General features: G+C 67.8%; 17 protein-coding genes and 1 pseudogene. 16 read left to right on the top strand and 2 right to left on the bottom strand.

Translation table 11 applies throughout. The features are described from left to right. Positions 1-232 precede the first annotated feature (232 nt). The 4 genes and pseudogenes from CSW58_RS10115 to CSW58_RS10100 all read left to right on the top strand — a co-directional run bounded on the left by CSW58_RS10115 (position 233) and on the right by CSW58_RS10100 (position 4,093). On the top strand, positions 233-730 hold the full coding sequence (locus CSW58_RS10115) for a phage portal protein (RefSeq protein WP_255406575.1): 498 nt from the start codon (positions 233-235) through the stop codon (positions 728-730). Positions 731-740: 10 nt separating this feature from the next. Beyond that, positions 741-2,249, top strand: a complete 1,509-nt coding sequence (locus CSW58_RS10110) for a S49 family peptidase (RefSeq protein WP_099447202.1) — start codon at positions 741-743, stop codon at positions 2,247-2,249. Between the two features lie 87 nt (positions 2,250-2,336). Next, the gene (locus CSW58_RS10105; protein ID WP_099447201.1) at positions 2,337-2,996 is read left to right on the top strand and encodes a head decoration protein; all 660 of its coding nucleotides are present in this window, start codon (positions 2,337-2,339) and stop codon (positions 2,994-2,996) included. A 72-nt stretch (positions 2,997-3,068) separates the two neighbouring features. Continuing rightward, a pseudogene (locus CSW58_RS10100) lies at positions 3,069-4,093 on the top strand (major capsid protein). Positions 4,094-4,195: 102 nt separating this feature from the next. Here CSW58_RS10100 and CSW58_RS10090 read toward each other — a convergent pair. Further along, positions 4,196-4,624: a hypothetical protein gene (locus CSW58_RS10090; RefSeq protein ID WP_099447199.1), complete on the bottom strand. Its 429-nt coding sequence runs from the start codon at positions 4,622-4,624 to the stop codon at positions 4,196-4,198. Between the two features lie 176 nt (positions 4,625-4,800). Between CSW58_RS10090 and CSW58_RS10085 the strand changes: the two genes are divergently transcribed. The 12 genes from CSW58_RS10085 to CSW58_RS10030 all read left to right on the top strand — a co-directional run bounded on the left by CSW58_RS10085 (position 4,801) and on the right by CSW58_RS10030 (position 14,601). After that, positions 4,801-5,175 carry a hypothetical protein gene (locus tag CSW58_RS10085; RefSeq protein ID WP_099447198.1) on the top strand — a complete coding sequence of 125 codons (375 nt, stop codon included), beginning with the start codon at positions 4,801-4,803 and terminating at the stop codon, positions 5,173-5,175. Beyond that, complete coding sequence (locus CSW58_RS10080) at positions 5,172-5,945, top strand: DUF6441 family protein (protein WP_099447197.1); 774 nt, start codon at positions 5,172-5,174, stop codon at positions 5,943-5,945. The genes CSW58_RS10085 and CSW58_RS10080 overlap by 4 nt, the downstream gene beginning before the upstream one ends. Before the next feature lie 2 nt (positions 5,946-5,947). Further along, the gene (locus CSW58_RS10075) at positions 5,948-6,445 is read left to right on the top strand and encodes a hypothetical protein (protein WP_099447196.1); all 498 of its coding nucleotides are present in this window, start codon (positions 5,948-5,950) and stop codon (positions 6,443-6,445) included. Positions 6,446-6,606: 161 nt separating this feature from the next. Continuing rightward, complete coding sequence (locus CSW58_RS10070; RefSeq protein WP_099447195.1) at positions 6,607-7,485, top strand: phage tail tube protein; 879 nt, start codon at positions 6,607-6,609, stop codon at positions 7,483-7,485. After that, the gene (locus CSW58_RS10065) at positions 7,485-7,916 is read left to right on the top strand and encodes a hypothetical protein (protein WP_099447194.1); all 432 of its coding nucleotides are present in this window, start codon (positions 7,485-7,487) and stop codon (positions 7,914-7,916) included. Before CSW58_RS10070 ends, CSW58_RS10065 begins: the two co-directional genes overlap by 1 nt. A gap of 104 nt (positions 7,917-8,020) precedes the next feature. After that, complete coding sequence (locus CSW58_RS10060; protein ID WP_099447193.1) at positions 8,021-8,272, top strand: hypothetical protein; 252 nt, start codon at positions 8,021-8,023, stop codon at positions 8,270-8,272. Continuing rightward, positions 8,269-10,500, top strand: coding sequence for a hypothetical protein (locus CSW58_RS10055; RefSeq protein ID WP_099447192.1), 2,232 nt, complete (start codon positions 8,269-8,271; stop codon positions 10,498-10,500). Before CSW58_RS10060 ends, CSW58_RS10055 begins: the two co-directional genes overlap by 4 nt. A 2-nt stretch (positions 10,501-10,502) precedes the next feature. Further along, positions 10,503-10,859 (top strand): hypothetical protein, encoded by a 357-nt coding sequence (locus CSW58_RS10050; RefSeq protein WP_099447191.1) that lies wholly within the window; start codon positions 10,503-10,505, stop codon positions 10,857-10,859. Further along, on the top strand, positions 10,859-11,356 hold the full coding sequence (locus CSW58_RS10045; RefSeq protein ID WP_099447190.1) for a DUF1833 family protein: 498 nt from the start codon (positions 10,859-10,861) through the stop codon (positions 11,354-11,356). Before CSW58_RS10050 ends, CSW58_RS10045 begins: the two co-directional genes overlap by 1 nt. A 5-nt stretch (positions 11,357-11,361) precedes the next feature. Then, positions 11,362-11,826 carry an NlpC/P60 family protein gene (locus CSW58_RS10040; RefSeq protein ID WP_099447189.1) on the top strand — a complete coding sequence of 155 codons (465 nt, stop codon included), beginning with the start codon at positions 11,362-11,364 and terminating at the stop codon, positions 11,824-11,826. After that, positions 11,816-12,793 (top strand): hypothetical protein, encoded by a 978-nt coding sequence (locus CSW58_RS10035; protein ID WP_099447188.1) that lies wholly within the window; start codon positions 11,816-11,818, stop codon positions 12,791-12,793. The genes CSW58_RS10040 and CSW58_RS10035 overlap by 11 nt, the downstream gene beginning before the upstream one ends. Beyond that, positions 12,766-14,601, top strand: a complete 1,836-nt coding sequence (locus CSW58_RS10030) for a hypothetical protein (protein ID WP_099447187.1) — start codon at positions 12,766-12,768, stop codon at positions 14,599-14,601. The genes CSW58_RS10035 and CSW58_RS10030 overlap by 28 nt, the downstream gene beginning before the upstream one ends. A 6-nt stretch (positions 14,602-14,607) precedes the next feature. Here the strand turns inward: CSW58_RS10030 and CSW58_RS10025 are convergent. Next, the coding region (locus CSW58_RS10025; RefSeq protein WP_236627762.1) for a hypothetical protein at positions 14,608-14,890 on the bottom strand (283 nt) is incomplete at its 5' end.

Genomic DNA, 14,890 nt, shown 5'->3' with positions numbered 1-14,890 from the left:
GATCACGTCCAGCTTCGATCCCGCTGTCGCTCAGGACCACATGATGCAGACCGCGGACCGCCAGCTATCAGGAGCTGCGCAGCGACTATTACAACACCCTGGACCCTCGCTTGTCGGGCGCCCGGATCCAGCACATGTTTCCCGGGCGACGAACTGAAGTCCCACCTCGCCGCGTGACAACCGCGGCCTTCGAAAGCTTCTTCACCGTCTTCCTGCGCTCGCTCGATGCGCGATCGCCAGCAGCCTGGGCATCGCCTACGAACAGATCGCCATGGACTGGTCCAAGGTGAACTATTCCTCGGCCCGGGCCGCCCTGATCGAGGTCTGGCGCGGCATCATGAAATCGCGCTCGATGGTGGCCATGATGGTGGCCTGGCCCTGGCTTCTGGCCGTCACCGAAGACGCCATCGACCAGGGACTGGTTACGCTGCCGTCCAACGGCCCCGGCCTCTTTGAGGCGCCAGCCGCCTATCTGCGCGGCCGCTGGCTGGGCCCGGCGCGGGGTTGGGTCGATCCCGTCAAGGAGCCGACCGGCGCCCTGATGCGCATCGAGTCCGGCTTGTCCAACTGGGAAGACGAATCCGCCGAACAAGGGATCGACTTCGATCTCAACCTCGCCGCGCTCAAGTCTCAGAAAAAGCAGTGGACCGACGCCGGCCTCACCCCGCCCGCCCTGGCCGCGATGCTGGCCCAGAGCGGCACCTCAGACGGCGAAAAGCCGGTCGCCTAGGAACTCTCACATGCGCAATCCCGCCCTTCTGGCGGCCGAGCTTTCCGGCCGGCCCTTGCTGATGCGCGACGCCTCGGTCCTGCCCTATGCCCAGATGCTGGGTGTCGCCGTCACTGGCGAACGCCGTTCGGGTCTGGCGGCTTTCATCGGCGGCGCGCGGCGCCTGTTCGCCGCCAAGGACCAGGCGGCCGAGCCCGTCAGCTCCCCCATGGCCTATGCCCCGGTCTGGATGGGCGAGCCCGACGCGGTCGGCCTTGGCTGGGTGCTCAAGGGCGGCGTCGGCGTCATCGAGATCAGCGGCCCCCTGATGGAAGAGGGCTTTGGCTGGGGCGATTGCTGGTACCACGGCTATGACACCCTGCTGCTGGCCTTCGAGGAAATGGCCGCCGACGCCCGGGTCCTGGGCGTGATGGCCAGGATCAAGTCCAATGGCGGAATCGCCGCGCCGGGCCTGCCGCAACTGGCCGCCTTCCTGCGTGGCATGCGGGCCTCGGCCGGCGGCAAGCCGATCTGGGCCTACTGCGCCGCCGCATACAGCGCCGCCTACTGGATCGCCGCCCAGTTCGACCAGGTCGTCGCGCCGCGCGAGGGCGGCGTCGGCTCGATCGGCGCTGTGATCTCCCATTGCGACATCAGCGAGGGCCTCAAGGCCGATGGCGTGAAGGTCACCAAGTTCACCTTCGGGGCCAAGAAGACCGATGGCGCCTTCGACGAGCCTCTGTCTGAAACCGCCATCGCCGATTTCACGGCCGATGTTCAGCAATGCGGCCGCTGGTTTGTCGCCGACGTCATCGCCGGCCGACCCAGCCTGTCGGCCGAAACCGTCATCGCCACCCAGGCCGGCTGCTATTTCGGCGACAGCGACAATCCGGCGATTTCCGCCCTGGGCATCGGCCTGATCGACGCCGTCATGACCGAGCGCCAGGCCTTTGACGCCCTCAGCGCCCAAGTCGCTGGGCGCGCGTCGCCCGCCCTTTCCCCGACGTCTGGCCAGAACGTGCCCGGCGCCCAATCCAGCCGCAAGGAGATCGATATGAAGCGTAGCCAGGTGTTGGCCGGCCTGAAAAAGGCGGGCCTCAACAGGGACCAGATCCGCAAGGCCATGGCCGAACTGCCCGAAGACGCCCCGGAAGCCGAGGGCGAAGGTGAAGACGACGCCGAGGATGATGCGGAAGACGCTCCGCAGGCCGAAGGTGAGGGCGAGGGCGAAGCCGAAGACGCCGAGCCCGAGGCCGACAAGGTCAGCGCCGCCACCGCCAAGGCCGTCCTCGATCTGCCCGAGGCCAAGGGTCGCGAAAAGCTGGCCAAGAAGCTGGCCTTCACGCCGGGCATGTCGGTCAAGACCGCCCAGGGTCTGCTGTCGGCCGCCGGCAAGGAGACCAGCCTGGCCGACCGCATGCAGGGACGCGATCCCAACCTGACGTCCGGCGGTGGACAGGTCGAGGCGGGCCTCAAGGCCCGTCTGAGCCCCGACACGATCTATGCCCGCCGGGCCAAGAGCGCCAAGCGGGCCGCCTAAGCCCCGCTCCCGTCGCGGGCCGGGATCGTCCGCCGCCTTTTCCCCTCATCCACGCCGGCTCTTCCGGCCTTCCAAGGAGACCGCCTCATGACCCTCATGAGCGAGCGCCGCTATGCCGGCGAACACGTCATTTCCGAAGCCGAGCGCGGTCGCAGCCGCGACACCCTGATCATCGCCGCCAGCCAGACCCTGCTGGCCGGGGCGGTCCTGGGCCAGGTGCTCACCGGCGCCCTCAGCGCCGCCGCCGCGGCCAATGCCGGCAATACCGGCAATGGGGTCATGGGCGCGATCACCGTCGACGCCGGCGCGGCCGAGGGCGAGTACAGGCTGATCTTCATCGAGCCCGCCGCCAACCTCGGCGACTTCGTCGTCGAACGGCCCGACGGCGTCATCGATGGGCACGGCAAGGTCGGCACGGCCTATGACGGCAAGGTCAATTTCACCCTCGCCGACGGCGCCGCCGATTTCGTGGCCGGCGATGGCTTTGTCATCACGGTGACCGCCGCCGACGCCGCCGCCCAGGACCAGTTCAAGGCCCATAATCCGGCCGCCACCGACGGCACCCAGATCGCCGCCGCCGTCCTGTTCGACGCCGTGACCACGGGCGTGGGCCAAACCGCCAAGGCGGTCGCCCATGTTCGCGACTGCCAGGTCAACGCCGACCTGCTGGCCTGGAACGGCCACAACACCAACCAGAAGGCCGCCGCTGTCGCCCAGTTGCGCGCCCTGGGCGTCATCGTCCGCTAGCGCGGCCGTCCATCCACGGCTCAGGCGGGACCACGCCGGCCAATCCCCAACCTTTGAAAAGGAGTTCTGGCCATGTCCTTGGTCAACGTGTTCCGCAGCAGCCTCTTCCAGATGACCGAGCTGACGGCGGCGATCAACGAAAGCGAAACCCCGCCTCAGCGCTTCGCCGAGCTGGGCATCTTTCAGGAGAAGGGCGTGCGCACCACGTCCGTCTTCATCGAGAAAAAGGGTTCGACCCTGTCCCTGGTCCCCACCGCTCCGCGCGGCGATCCCGGTACGCCGATGCACACCAACAAGCGCACCGGGATCGAGTTTCGCATCCCCCACATCCCGGTCACCGACCAGATCCTGGCCGACGAGATCCAGGACGTGCGCACCTTCGGCTCGGAAAGCGATTTGGAGGGCGTGCAGGGCGTCCGCGACGAAAAGCTCGGCAACATGGCCCTGTCTCTGGACAACACCCTGGAATATCACCGCCTGGGCGCCGTCCAGGGCCTGGTGCTCGATGCCGATGGCTCGACCATCTATGACTATTTCGACGAATTCGGCATCACCGAGCCCGACACCATCCACTTCGATCTCGACGCCGCCTGGGCCGAGGCCGACGGCGGTCGCATTCGCGGCCTGATCGGCGGGGTCAAGAACGATATCCGCCGCCGGCCCTCAAGAACGGCGCAGGCATTCGCGGCCGTGCTGTGCTGCGGTGAGGACTTCTTTTCCAAGCTGTCCAACCACCCCGAATGCCGCGAAACCTATCTGCACAGCAGCAGGCGGCCAACGACCTGCGCAACAGCGACGCCCTGGATATCTTCACCTATGGCGGCGCGACCTTCGAGCAGTATCCCGGCTATGGCGACGTCGAGATCCCGGCCGAGGAATGCCGGTTCATCCCGCTGGGTGTGCCCAACCTGTTCCAGACGGTGTTCGCCCCGGCGCCCTATTTCAGCGCCGTCAATCGCACCGGCCTGCCGCGCTACACCCTCGCCGCGCTCGACAGGACCGGCGAGAAGAGCATCGACCTGGAAGCTCAGTCCAACCCGCTGAACATCTGCACCCGTCCCGAGGTGCTGTTCAAAGGCGACATCGACGCCGCCTAGGGCGTCGCAAACGCCGTTCAATCGCCGCCCGGACCCAAGGCGCCGGCGGCGACCTCTTCATTTCAATCCCACAACAGGAGGGCGGCACATGGTGCGCTCGCTTCATATGATGGCGGCTGCGTCCGCCCTGGTGCTGGCTGCCGAGACTGGCTCGGGTTCGGGGCGAAGCCGGCCTCCGGCGACCCGCCGGGCAACCCGGACGGTCAGCCTGCCGATCGGGCCGCGATCGCCGACCGCGCGTCCGAGGACCTGGCGCTCGCCCTGCAGTCCATGACGCTGGAACGCGATGAGGCCCTGGCCGCCGGCGTCAAGGCGATCACCGAACTGCAGGATCTGCTGTCCGCCGCCGAGGCGGCCCGCGACAACGCCGCCGAGCAGGCGGCGGGCCTGCGGCTTGAACTGGACCGCGAACGCGCCGAACGCGCAGCCCTTGCCGCCCGCTGCGCCGACCTTGATCGCCTGCTGGCCACCGCAGACCTGCCCACGGCGGCCCGACCGGCGGCGACTGCGCCGCGCTTGGCTGAGGCGCACTATGTGCTGCGCACGTCGCGGCTGGACGATGGGGTTGGCGGCACTCTGGCCCGGGGGCGTATCGTCACCGCCGCTGATCGCAAGGCCCGGCGGCTGGTCGCCCAGGGCAAGCTACGGGCCCGCCACCGTCGCCGAGGTCGAAAAGGCCCGGCACGAGGATCGTCAGCCTCTAGGCCATGCGTTCCGATCACATCGCCCGCATCGCGAACGCGGTTCGCGACCATATCTGGTCCAGTCTCGAGATTTGCGCGACCGGCGTCGCCTGGAGGACGGTGCGCGGCGATGTGATCCGGGGCGGGGAGGAACAGCGGGTCGAGGGCTTTGTCGCCGGGTTCGAGATCGAGACCGAAGTCCTGCATCTTGATCCCCTGGACTGGGCCCCGGCCGTTCTCGCCTGGCCCCGTCCCGAACCTCAGGCCTGGGTGCGGTTCAAGGATCCGGCGGGCCTGTCGGTCGTACGCAGGATCGCCGCGCCGTTTCGGATCCGTCCCGGCGGCCGGTTCATGGTCGCGCCCCTCAAGGCGGTTGATCCGCTCGACCCGGTCCCGTGAGCGACGATCTGACCCTGGCCCTGGCCTTTTCCGGCGATCTTGAGGCCTGGGCCGACGATCTGAAGACCGCGATGCTACAAGGCCTGCGTGACGGCGTTGAGGACACCGGACGCATTGGCCTGGAGCGGTTGCGCGACGACGTCCGCGAGGCCGGCCTGGGAGAGCGATTACCCAAAACCTGGCGGCTCGACCTGCATCCCACACGCGGCCTTGCCTACAGCCCCGCCGCCTTCATCCGTTCGACGGCCGCTCGCATCATCGACGCCTTCACCCGAGGGGCCGTGATCACCAGCCGAGACGGCGGCATGATGGCCGTGCCGATTCCCGGCGGGCCTATGGACCGCATCCGCGTCCTGCGCGGCGAGACCTCGGTCGACGCGGCGCGCCGGCGGCTGGGTGAACTGGTCTTCGTGCCCATTCGCCCGGGCCTGGGCATGCTGGTCACCAAGCGGGTCAGGGTTACGCGGTCGGGTCGCTTTAACCGGACCGACGACACCAAGACCTATTCACCCGCCTATGCGGCAAAAAACATCAAGACCGGGATCCCGGTTTTCTGGCTGGTGCCGCAGGTCGTGTTGGCCCGCCGGCTGAACTGGCCGCAGATCGCCCGCGACATTTCCCAGACCTTCGGAGCCCAGGTCGAAGCCTCGCTGCGCACCCGCATCGCCGCCATCGACAACACCTCGACCCGGGGGCGAGCAAGCCACGCCGTGCTCGACGGCTTGGGCGCGGGCTTCTCTGCCAATCTCTCGTCCATCTTGCCGGATTGATCATGTTCGATGTTTCCAGTCTCGCCGATCTGACGGCCGTCGATCGGGCTCACGGCGCCCTGCATGGGGTGCTGGCCGCCGCGGCCGAATTTGCGTCGATCACCGTCCAGCTTGGCGCGGTCCTGCCGACGGTGCTGGAAGGCGGCGATACTCGCCGCTGGCTCAATGTGCTGATCGCGCCGATCCCCATCCAGATCCTGGGTGAGGTGCTGGGCCTGGGCGAAGACGATGATGGCTACGAGGTCGAATATATCCAGACCTACCATCTGGAATGGCTGGTTCAGCGCGACAATGACGCCGCCCGCAAGGCCGCCTTCCAGGCCGGCCTATTGGCGATCGACGCAGCCCTGCGCGGCGACCGCACCCTGGGCGGAGCGGCCCGGGGCCTGACCCTTGGTCCGCCGGTTCGCGAACCCAACAGCCTGCCTTTCAGCCCTGCGACGCTGTCGGCTCTGATCCCGGTGCGCGTCCAGCTGCGCGGCCGATCGGTCATCGGCTAGCGCGAACGCCCTTCTGCCTCGTCCGAGGTCCCGCCCAGCTATCCAGAGGAACCTTTCATGGTCGCCACCACCTTTCCCGCCTCAACGCGCGGCCGCGCCGTCCAGACCCGCCTGGCCTTTGAAACCACGGGGGCGTGATCCCCAGTGCGGGATGGAAGCCCGTGCGCTTCTACAGCCTGACCGCCGGCCTGCAGCGCGGCCTGGTTCGCGACAACCAGCTGGGCCTGGCCGAGGCCAATAGCCGCGACAGCGGCGAGCGCCGCCGGGGCTTGCCCGGCGGCTCCCTGCGTCGCACCACGCCGATCAATCTCACCGAGGCCGGCTACTGGCTGTCGGCGGGGTTTCGTCGGGCCCCGGCGACCGGCGCCGATGGAGATTTCGTCCATGTCTTCGACACCGGCGGCGAGGGGCCCGCGCAGCTGCTCAGCCTGGCGCACAAATATGCCGAGGACGATTTCACCATCGATCGCGGTGTCGCCTTGGCAGAGTTGCAGATCTCGGCCGCCAAGACCGAGAACGTCGCCCGCTTCAACATGACCCTGATGGGATTGGGCGACGCTGTCGACGACGCCTGGCCGGCCGGCGCCGTGTCGGCCGCCGCCGCCGCCGATGATTTCAGCGACTGGCGCTGGCGTGTCCTGTTCGACGAAGGCGTGGTCGGCGACGCCCTCAACATCGACATCAACCTCAATCGGGGTGTCGAGATGGTCCAGGGCATGTCGGGCGATGAATGGCCCACCTTCCATCACTTCGGCGAGGCCGACGCCACGGCCAGCTTCAAGCTCTATGGGCGCGGCAAGGCGTTCCGCGACCTCGGCCGCGCCGGCGCGAGCGGCAAGATCACCCTCGAGGCGACCGCGCCGGACGATCCCGAAAACCGCTACCTGCGTATCGAGCTGCCCAACGCCCAGTTCAACCAGCCCCAGAACGAGGTCAGCAGCGGCGGCCAGATGTCGGCCGACTTCTCGGTCGAGGCGGGCCAGACCTCGGAAGCCTCCGCGGCGGTGATCACCCTGGCCAATGGCGTGGCGGCCTACTGATGGCGGCCAATCCCCTGGCGGACCTGGGCCTGGAGCTCGACTCAGGGCCGCGTGATGTGCCGCTCAACGAAGGCGTGGTCCTCACCATGCGGCCGCCGGAAAGCCGCGACTGGAGCATCGTGCGGGCCCGCGTGGCCAGGTTGGTCGAAGCTCAGGATACCCTGCGACAGGCGACAAGGCTCTATGGCTGGTCGCCGGCCGACCTGAAGGATCTGATCGAAGACCAGGAGTCCTGGGAAACGGCCGCCGCCCATATGATCTATTCGGAGCTGGCCGTTCGCGTGGTCTCCGCAGTTCGTTCCGCCACCGCCAGCGTCGAGCCTTCGCGAGAAGTGTTTTGTCAGCTGTTTCGCCGTGACGGCAATCTGGCCCTGTTCAGCCAGGCCGCCAACGCAGCCGGCGAGGGGCTGGTCCGCGCAAAAAAAGAGTAGGCGCTCTCGCCCGATACCTCTTTTCCGGAGGGGGCGCCCACTGTGACGGCTGCGCGGCGCTGGGATATCCGTGCCGCGTCAGCCAGACGGCGTGCGAACGCCGGGTGAACCGGCCGCTGCATCCGGCCGAGCTTGAGGCCTGGTCGATCGCCGCTCATGGCGGGGCGTGGCACGGCCGCGACCATCCCCGTTTTACCGACCAGAGCCCTCGCCTGGACTGGCCGGCCTGCGCTGCGATCCATGACCCCGCCCATGTCGCCTGGAGCCTTGTGCGGCCCTTGCTGACCGTGCTCGAGGCCGGGGCGCGCAAGGCCGTCTCGGCGCGTCGTTCATCAGAGGATGATCCCCCGTCATGAGCGTCGATGTCGCTGTTCGCCTGGGCCTGGTCGGCGGCCAGGCCGCCACCAAGGGCGTCGAGGATTTCGGCGCCAAGGGCGCCCGCTCATTTCGCGAGATGAAGAAGGAGGCCGCCAGCCTGCCGCCTCACCTGGTGGCGGTGTCGCGCGGGGTCGGCGCCCTGAAGGACAAGGTGAGCGACCTGTCCAACTCGACAGGGGCCATCGGCAATGTCGCCTCGGCCTTTGGCGGTCTCGGTACGGCGTTCGCGGCCGGGGCCGCGGTCGTTGCGGTCGCCGCCTCGACCCTGATCACTGGGACCAAGGCGGCCCTGACGTTCGGCGACGCCATCGCTGATGCTGCGGCCAATGCGGGGACGTCCACCGACACGCTTCAGGAATATCGCTATGCCGTATCGCAGACCGGGGGAGCCGCCGAGGACGCAGACACCGCGCTGAAGGCCTTTACCGTGACCCTCGGCGCAGCCCAGTCGGGCCTGAGCCCCAAGGCGATGAAGGCCTTTACGGCGCTGGGCTTCACCCGCGAGCAGCTCAAGAGCTTCGATACCTTCGATGACGCCTTGCGGGCCACGATCGACAGGATCTCGGCGGTCTCCAATGCCGCCGAGCAAGCGGCGATCGCCGACAAGCTGGGCCTGACCCCCATGCTGCCCTTGATCCGTCAGGGCGTTGACGCCCTGGATAGCTACCGGTCGGCGGCCCATGGGCTGGGCTATGTGATGGACCGCGATGTCGTGGCCCGCCTTGGCGACGCCAATGACAGGTTTGAAGCCTCGTCCCAGATCATCAATGTCCAGTTCAAGCAGGCCTTCGTTGATCTGGTGCCCACCCTGCTGGGCGTCATGCGCACGATTGGCGACCTGGCGCGCGAGACCAATAATTTCTTCGAGGGCTTCAAGAAGGTCGAGGAGCGTGGGCTCCAGGCGCTGACCGATCGTCGGGACGCCGCCTATGCGCGCATGACGAAGATCCAGCAGGGGGGTATGCGCGACCGCGCCGGCGACCTGACCCGCCCTCTGCAGGTGGAAATGGCCCGCCTGACGGCCGAATGGGATGGGCTGACCCGCGAGATCGATGCAAGGCGCGCCAAGCGGGTGACCGAGGACCAGAAGCGCCCGGTCGGCGGCCTGCAACTAGACCTGCCCTCATCCTCGAGCGGTGGCTCCAGCTCCGGCGCCGCCTCGGCCCGCGCCGAGCTCGAGCGCGCCCGGCGCGAGGCCGAGAAGCTTGAACTGGCCACCCGCTCAGCGGCCGGCGCCGCCCTGGACTATGCCGACGCCACCGCGCGCGCCGTGGCCCAGGCCCGAGGCGACGCCTCGACGATCGACTATCTCGACCGCATCAAGGCCTATTACGACGACATCAACGCCCTGGTGAAGGCGGGCGTTGACCTGCTCGAGGCCAAGGCCCTGGTGCAGGAACGCATCGTCGCCGAGGCCAAGGCCGAGGCCCATGCCAGGTCCAATCCCGAGGGCTTCGTGGCCGCCGGGCCGCCCAAGGTCGAGATCACCCCGCCTTCGCGGGCGGACTTTGATTTCGGCTGGCTGAAGGACGGGGCCGGCGACGCCTTTCACGACGGCGTCCTGGCGGCCATTGAGGGCGGCGACTTCTTCGAGGTCTTCGAAAGCCGGCTGCGGGCAGCGGCGGCCTCGGCCCTGGCCGACCAATTGACCCGGGCGGTGTTCGGCGGGAGCGGATCGGCTGGTAGCGGCGGCTGGGCCGCTGATCTGTTGGGCCAGGTCGTGGGCAAGGTGTTTGGTTCGCCCGGACAGGGGGCGACCACACCGACCCTGCAGCAATCCTGGTCCAACTGGTCCTCGCCCCTGTCGGCGCCGCGCGCCACCGGCGGCCCGGTCTACCGCGGTGATCTGCGTCAGATCGACGAATATGGCGAGGAGCGGTTCGCGCGCTTTTCCAGCGACGGCTTCATGACCGATGCCGCGCGCGCCGCCCGCGAAATGACCGATCTGCGCTTGCGTGGCCAGTCGGCCTATGGGGCGGGTGGAGCCGGGCCGATCGCGGTCAATCTGAACAACCGCACCCCCACCCCTGTCCAGGCGTCGGCGGTCGAGCGCGACGACGGCCAGGGCGGCCGCGCTCTGGACATCGACATTGTCGAGCTGGTCGATCGCCGCGTCGAACGCGGCAGTCGCAACCTGTTCGAGGGGCGCTATGACGGCGCCTTCTCGGCCAACTACGGCGTGCGTCGCCGCCTGACCGGAGGCTGATCATGCCCGTGCCGTCCTGGCCCCAGGCAACCGGAAAGCCGATCACCGACGGCTTCCGCAGCACCTTTCCCGTCCTGGGCAAAGCCTCCGAGGTCGACAGCGGTCCCAAGAAGCAAAGCCGCACCACCACGGCCAGGCCATTCATGGTTCAACTGGTCTATGTGATGACCAGCGCCGAGCGCGACTGGTTGGAAGCCTTCTGGTTCGAGGATGCGGCCGGCGGCGCCGTCTGGTTCGAATGGTGGCACCCGGTCAAACAGGCCGTCAGGCTGGCGCGCTTCGTGGCCGATCAACCGCCCGCCTACGAAGCCTATAAACCTGACTGGAAGGTCGGGGTTACGCTTGAGGTCCGGGCCTGATGTCGGCGGCGCTGCAAGCGGCCGTCAAGGGCGACGGGTCCGCCGAGATTACCGTCGAGCTTGCCACGATCGAACACCCTGACTGGAATGATCCGATCCGCGTCGTCAATCTGGCCGAGGAAGGCTACAGCCTGGTCAGCCTGGGCCGCACCTTCATTGCCTATCCATTCGAGCTGTCCTGGCCGGCCCGTGATCCAGACAGCCCGTTCGAGGGCGGACAGTTCCGGATCAACAATATCGTCGCCCGCGACGGCACCGATGAACCCCTGGTCCTGGCCGCGCTGCGCGGCCTGCCCAGCCAGGCCCGGGTTCGGTTCGAGGCGGTCAGGGTTTCGGCCCCCGACATCATCGAGATGAAGACCACCCGGCTTCGTCTGACCAACATCACCTACACCGAGACCCTGATTCAGGGGACCTTGCGCATGCCCAGCTTCATGGATCGTCGGGCCGGCTATCGCGCCACGCCCGACCTCTATCGCCAGCTTCGCGCCGGATAGGCTCCATGCAGACGAACCCGGTTCGCTTCGCCCGCTCCGGAGCGGAGCCCTGGTCGCTATGGGTGACGCGCTATCTGCCCATTCCTTTCCTCGAGCGGGGCCGGTCCTTCCGGGGCTGCGATTGCCGGGGTCTGGCCCTGCTGATCCTTGAGCACCAGTGCGGAATCGTCGTGCCCGAACCGGCTGATCTCTACGCCACGACAGACCGCAGGGCCGGCGACCAGATGGCCGCCCTGGTCCGGGCCGAAGCGGCGCGCTGGCGTGAAGTCCAGGGCGATTATCCGATCTTCTCCCTGCTGCTGTTCGAGGTCGGCGGCCTGCCGACCCATGTCGCCCTGTCTCTGGGCGGTCGTCGTTTCATCCATACCCAGAAGGGCTGCGGCGTTCGTGTCTCCGACCTTGACCAGGCCGAGGTCGGAGAGGGCCGCTGGGGCGCGCGTGTGAGGGGGGCCTATGTCTATGACAACTGACGCCCTGGCCCGCCCGGTCCACTCCGGCCTGGTTCTGACCCCGCGTCCGTTCGCGCGTGAGGAAGAGGTCAGCCTGCACACCTTGCCCGATGGCATGACGCTGCTGCAGATGGTTGAGCGGTTGGAAAGCCTCGGCGCGCTTGACCCGGCGCTGCGGCCGTGGGTGCGGGTGACGCTGGGCGCGGCTCGGATCGATCGCGCCCTGTGGTCGCGCATTCGGCCCAAGGCCGGCGTCACGGTGTTCATCGACGTCGCGCCGATGGCCAAGTCCAATGCCGTTCGCACCCTGCTACAGGTTGCGGTGATCGCATTGTCGGCCTTTGTCGGCGGCGCGATCGGCGGCGTGGGCGGCGCCATCGCGGCGGCCGCAATCAATGTCGGCGGCATGTTGCTGATCAACGCCATCGCGCCGATCAAGCAGCCTGAGATGACCGCCCGTCAGGAGCGCTACTCGCTCAATGGCGGCTCCAACGCCGCCGCGCCGCACGAGGCCTGGCCGATCGTGCTGGGTCGCCGACGCATCTTTCCGCGCCGTTGCGCCAACTGGTACACCCTGACGGTCGATAACACCGTCTATCTGCGCATGATGTTCCAGGCCGGGATCGGCTGGGTGGATCATGCCGAGCCGCGCCTGGGCCAGACCAGCCTGGACAGCTTCGACGAGGTCACGCTGCGCTGGCGCACCCGGCCCGATGAAGACATCGCGCCGCTGTTTTTTGATCGCACGCCGGTTGAAGACAGCCTTGGTCTCCCCGTGACCAGCGCGGCGGGTTGGGTGACCCGCAGTGCGCCGATCGCCGCCGACGCCCTGTCGATCGACATCGCCTTTATGGCCGGGTTGTTCGAAACCAAGGAAAGCAGCGGCAATCCCAAGAATCGCAGCGTCACCTTCGAATTCCGCTATGGGCCCAAGGGCGGCGATCCGGCCGCCGCGACAGCTTGCCCCTTCACCGTCGGGGGCTGCTGACCTTCACGCGCGACAAGCTCGACGCCTGGCGCGAAGGGCACGAATGGCCGGTCGCCCTGGGTGAATATGATGTCCATATCCGACGAGTTAGCGCCGAGACGATCAACAATCCCAAGATTTCCGACGAGCTGACCTGGGTCTGCCTGCGCGCCTTCCGCGACCAGGCGGCGGTTCGCGACCTGACCGGAAAGCCCTGGATCGAGATCGAGATGAAGGCGACCGAGCAGCTGAACGGTGTGCCCGACGACTTCAACTTCATCGCCACCTCCATCGTGGCCCAGGTCACTGCCGAAGGGCGGGGCGATCTGATCGCCTCGCGCAATCCCGCTGACCTCTTTCTCGCGGCCAGCTATCCGCCGTTTTCCGACATCGAACTCGACGACGACGAGCGCGACTTTGTCGCTTTGGCCGCCTGGCGCGAAACCTGCGACGTCGAGAACTGGACCTGTGACCTGGTCGAGGCCAGTGAACTTGCGGTGGGCGAGCTGATGCAGCGCGTCGCCGCCTGCGGGCGCGCCCGGCCGACCCTGGATTTCGGCGCCCTGTCGGTCGTGGTCGATTGGGAAAAGCCCTATCCGCGGCAGATGTTCACCCCGCGCAACGTGCAGGGGTTCACCGGCGACCTGACCTATCCAGCCACGGTCCATGGCCTTCGGGTTCGCTTCCAGAACCAGGACAAGGATTATGACGACGACACCATCACGGTGTTCGCGCCGGGTTATGATCTCGACACCGCCACGATCTATGAAAGCCTGGACGTTCGGGACAAGACCGATCCCGACGCCGTGGAATGGGAAGGCGCTCGCATCCTGGCCGAACGGCTGCTGCGACCGGAAACCTTCACCTTCGAGCAGGACGTCGAATATCTGACGATCGGCGAGGGCGACCGCGCCTTGCTGGCGCACCATGTCGCCCTGGTCGGACAGGTTTCTGCCCGAGTGCTGGGCCGGGTGGTCGACGTCGAGGACGCCGCGCATCGTGGGCTCAGGCTCGATGAGCGGGTGATCATGGAGCCGGGGCGAAGCTACGACCTGGCCTGGCGACCCTCGGCTGACGCGGACATCGTCACTCTCGCGCTCGAGCCAATCCCCGGCCAGGACGACGTGGTGTGGTTCGCCGCGCCCGCGCCTGACATCAACGCTCAGCCCCTGCCGGGCGACTTGGTCAGCGTGTTTGAACATGCTGTCGAATTGCTCGACGTGATCATCAATCGAATCTCGCCCAAGGCCGGCCTGAAGGCTGAGCTAACTTGCGTGCCCTATGCGCCACAACTGCAGGCGATCGGCGATGCGCCCATCGCCTCCTATCGCACCGCCTCCAGTCGGCCGCCGGGGCTGGGCGGAGCGATTATCGAGCGCCGGTCAGTAAGGGGCCTTGAACAGGCGATCGGCGCTGTTGGCGCCGGCGTTGAAGAGGCTGGGGTGGCCATCGAAGCCATTTCAAGCGGCGCGGGGCCGATCGGCGGGCTTCTTCCCGGGAACTGCGCGACATCGTCGAGGCGATCGGCGGGCCGGGCACGGCCAGCCTGGCGGAGCGGACGCGGGGCGCGGATCGCCGAGATCTTCGCGGCGGCCGATCTGTCGGCCGAGGCGATCATCCGCCAGACAATGACCTCGGTTGATGACCGCCTCTATCAGGAGGCGCTCAGCCATCTGGACGGCGTGCCGTTGGGCGTCGTGGTGCGCGAGGAGCAGATCCGCACCGACGACACGATCACCAGCGTGACGGTGATGTCGGCGCGGGTGACGACGGCCGAGGCGGCGATCGTCATCGAGCAGACTACGCGCGCCAACGCCGACACGGCCTGACCTCGATCACGACGGCGCAGGGCTCGCGCCTGGGCACGGCGAGGCGGCGATCGTCACCGAGCAAACGACGCGGGCCACCGCCGACACGGCCCTGACCTCGATCACGACGGCGCAGGGCTCGCGCCTGGGGACGGCCGAGGCGGCGATCGTCACGGAGCAGACGACGCGGGCCACCGCCGACACGGCCCTGACTTCGATCACGACGGCGCAGGGCTCGCGCCTAGGGACGGCCGAAGCCGCGATCGTCAGCGAGCAGACGACGCGGGCCAGCGCGGACACGGCCCTGACC

Source organism: Caulobacter sp. B11 (assembly GCF_002737765.1).
Lineage (GTDB): Bacteria > Pseudomonadota > Alphaproteobacteria > Caulobacterales > Caulobacteraceae > Caulobacter.
Note: the sequence above shows the minus strand (reverse complement) of the source record. Positions and strands in the feature narration are given on the sequence as shown.